This is a genomic window from Streptomyces sp. NPDC058239 (assembly GCF_042882185.1).
GTDB lineage: Bacteria > Actinomycetota > Actinomycetes > Streptomycetales > Streptomycetaceae > Streptomyces.
Genome location: NZ_JBHVWS010000131.1, coordinates 1 through 3,282 on the forward strand (window position 1 = coordinate 1; position 3,282 = coordinate 3,282).

The window sequence follows — 3,282 nt, forward strand, 5'->3', positions numbered from 1 at the left end:
CGACCCACCACGGCCTGAACACAGGCCCGGAACCCGGGTCGCCCCACCCCGACACACCCTCAGACCACCACGTACCCAACAACGTGACAGTGCCGCTCACGGCCCACCGGCTGCGCACGGACGGGCAGACGGCGCTGGAAGGGCTGGCCGCAGACACGGGCGAGAGCTGCTACCTCGGCATACTCGTCGGCGACGCCACCGTCACCATTGCGGAACGGGTGCCGCCGGGCAGCAGCCAGATCGGCTCCTGGGTCGGGCGGCCCTACCCGGCGTACTGCAGCGACTGCGGCCAGGCCCTGCTGTGCGACGCCGAGGACGATGAGGTCGCCTCGGTCCTCGCCCGCACCGATTTCGTAAGCCACGGACCCAACACCCCCACCAGCATCGACGACTTTCTCCACCGCCTCGCGGGGACCCGCGAGCGCGGCTACTCCGTCATCGACGAGGGGGCCGAACCTGGCCTCTACTCGATCGCCGCACCGGTCCGCGACTTCCGCGGTGAGGTGATCGCCGCGATCCAGATCGTGGGGCCGCGTGTCCGCCTGGCGCCCCGCACCGACGACCACGCGGCGGCGGCCCTGTCCTGGAGCCGGTGGCTCCAGGACGCACTGCGCGGCCACAACAGCCGCTGACTCCGTCGCAAGCAGCCACACAGGTCTTTTGGGCAGCAGCCGTGCTTTCGCCGATGCCTGCCGTGAAGCCGGCGTCACCCAGTCCATGAGCGCGGTCGGCTCCAGCGCCGACAACGCAGCCGATGACGTTGAGCAGGCCCGGGTTGTTCGGCTGAAAGAGGACGACTACAGGTAGTTCCCGCCCGGGGCACGGGCCCGATGCCCTGGACGGCGACGATGCGCATATCGTCGCGAGTTCGCATAGATGCAATTGGCGTCGGTCGTAGCTGAGGTACAGGAAGTAGCGCTGAGATTGATCACGGCCGCCCCGCGGCGGGTACAACCCGGGGAGCGCTGTGGACTGTGCGGTGCTGGCTGGGTGTGGTTCCGTAGTGGTCCAGGAATACCTGCCTCATTGTCTCGGCGGAGCTGAACCCGCAGCGCCTCGCGATCGATGCCAGCGGCAGCGCTGTGGAGATGAGGAGTTGTGAGGCCGACTCGGCTCGGGCGGTCCGTACGAACTGGGCCGGTGTCTGTCCGAGGTGGTCGAGGAACAGCCGGGCCAGATGACGCCCGCTGACTCCCGCGTACGAGGCGAGCGCGGTGGCGCTGAGGTCGCCGTCGAGGTGCCCGATGATGTGCTCGACGGTCCGTCGTACGGTCCGGTGCTCCGGAGCCGGTGCCTCGACGAACATGCTGATCTGGGCCTGGTTGCCGGGCCGCTGGAGGTAGGTCACCATCATCCGGGCCAGCGTCCGGGCGAGGGCCGGGTTGTGGTCCTCCTCGACGAACGCGAGGGCGAGGTCGAGCGCCCCGGTGACCCCGGCCGACGTGCAGACGTGCTCGTCGCGGAGGTACAGCGGCGCGGGGTCGACTTGGACGGCCGGGTGACGCTGCGCGAGGTCGTGCGCGTACGCCCAGTGGGTCGTGGCGCGTCGGCCGTCGAGCAGCCCGGTCGCCGCCAAAACACTGGAGCCCGTGCACACCGATGCGACCCGACGGCCGATTCCGGCCAGGCGGCGCACGTGCTCGACCAGCCAGGTGTTCTGCGCCGCCGCGGCGTGGCCCGGCCCGCCGACGACCAGCAGCGTGTCGACCGGGCCGCGGGTACGCTCCAGCGCCGCCTGCGCGCCCAGGACCAGTCCTGAGGAGCAGCGCACCGGGCGGCCCTCCGGGGTGACCAGGCGGACGTCGTAGGGCGGACTCGCACCGAGGCGGTTCGCCCCGTCGAAGGCGCTGGTCACGCAGGCGACCTCAACGAGTTCCACGTTGTCGTAGGCCACGATCACCACGCGGTGGCGGGCAGCTGTCGTCATGCCTACGACCCTACCGAATCTGTCTGCAGGACAGGTATCCCAGGATTTCGGACGCAGAGTCCGGAGGCTCCTGTCTCTGGTTGTGGTGGTGGGTGAGGGTGGTCAGGCCAGCCCACCGGCCACCCACCGACATTCAGGAGTCCTGTCATGACCGAAACCTCGCCCGTGCCGTCGGCCCCGGTGAAAACCATTGCCTTCGTGCTGTACCCGGGCCTCACGCCGCTGGACATCGTCGGCCCGCTGCAGGTCTTCGCAGCGCTGGCTGATCTGGTTCCCGGCTACCGCACCGTCGTGATCGGCGAGCGGATTGAGCCGATAGGAAGCGACACCCCGCTGTCCCTGGTACCCAGTCACACCTTCGAGGAAATAGCGGATCCGCACGCAACGATCGTGCCCGGCGGCCTCGTCCCCACCCTTGCCGCGATCGCCGACGAGAATTTGCTGGGGAACCTACGTGAGACCGCGGCGCGGTCACAGATCGTCGGCTCGGTGTGCACCGGCTCGCTACTGCTCGCGGCGGCAGGGCTCCTGGAGGGCCGCCAGGCCACCACGCACTGGATGTACCGCGACTTGCTCGCCCGCTTCGGGGCAACACCGGTCACCCGGCGCTGGGTCGAGGACGGGCACTTCATCACCGCCGCCGGCGTCTCGGCCGGCATCGACATGGCACTGCACCTTGTCGGCCGCCTCGCCGGCAACGAGGTCGCGCGCATGGTCCAGCTGTTCATCGAGTACGACCCCGAGCCGCCCTTCGGCCCGATCGACTGGACAGCTGCCGACAGCGGCCAGTACGCGCCCTTCGCCCGACAACTGCTCCAGAACGCTCTCGCCGACCACCCTGCCCTGCTGGCGCACCTGAGTAACTGAGCGCCGTGGGCTGCTGGGCGGGAGAGGAAAGGCATACGGCGCAGTGGTCATGAGAGGCCCGATGGCCAGGTCGGATCCCAGACCTGGAAGTACCTCGACACCCCGATGTCCGGCTGCGGGCACTGAAACGGGCGGCCACCAGAAAACGTCGTCCGCGGCACACGCGCCCGCGGGGCATCGTCACCGCCGGAGCTCGATGACCTGCGGACGGATGACACTGGCGGTTGGAGGAGCCCTACCCCACGCCCCGTCTGGGCGGCACACTCGACGGGTGAAGCTTCCGCCCGTGTCATCCGACACGGGGCCGGTCGTGCCCCACGACGCCTTCCGGGGAGGGCGGGTGCCTAGCCCTCTACTCCTCCCACCACACCTCCGCGCTGCAGCCCTCTGAAGGGCACTGTCACGTTGTTGGGTACGTGGTGGTCTGAGGGTGTGTCGGGGTGGGGCGACCCGGGTTCCGGGCCTGTGTTCAGGCCGTGGTGGGTCGG

Annotated in this window: 3 protein-coding genes; 2 read left to right on the forward strand and 1 reads right to left on the reverse strand. The window is 69.5% G+C overall.

Going from position 1 to position 3,282, the window contains the following annotated elements; all coding sequences use genetic code 11:
• The coding region (locus ACFVYE_RS47135) for an IclR family transcriptional regulator (RefSeq protein ID WP_383979561.1) at positions 1–632 on the forward strand (632 nt) is incomplete at its 5' end.
• Positions 633–928: 296 nt separating this feature from the next.
• Here ACFVYE_RS47135 and ACFVYE_RS47140 read toward each other — a convergent pair.
• Positions 929–1,927 (reverse strand): GlxA family transcriptional regulator, encoded by a 999-nt coding sequence (locus tag ACFVYE_RS47140; protein WP_383979558.1) that lies wholly within the window; start codon positions 1,925–1,927, stop codon positions 929–931.
• 147 nt (positions 1,928–2,074) lie between these two features.
• On the opposite strand from ACFVYE_RS47140, the gene ACFVYE_RS47145 reads away from it, so the two are divergent.
• Complete coding sequence (locus ACFVYE_RS47145; protein ID WP_383979556.1) at positions 2,075–2,794, forward strand: DJ-1/PfpI family protein; 720 nt, start codon at positions 2,075–2,077, stop codon at positions 2,792–2,794.
• Positions 2,795–3,282 lie beyond the last annotated feature (488 nt).

Excerpts from the sequence above, each read along its gene's own strand:
- ACFVYE_RS47145 (WP_383979556.1), top strand. The coding sequence starts at position 2,075 with ATGACCGAAACCTCGCCCGTGCCGTCGGCCCCGGTGAAAACCATTGCC.
- ACFVYE_RS47140 (WP_383979558.1), bottom strand. The coding sequence starts at position 1,927 with ATGACGACAGCTGCCCGCCACCGCGTGGTGATCGTGGCCTACGACAAC.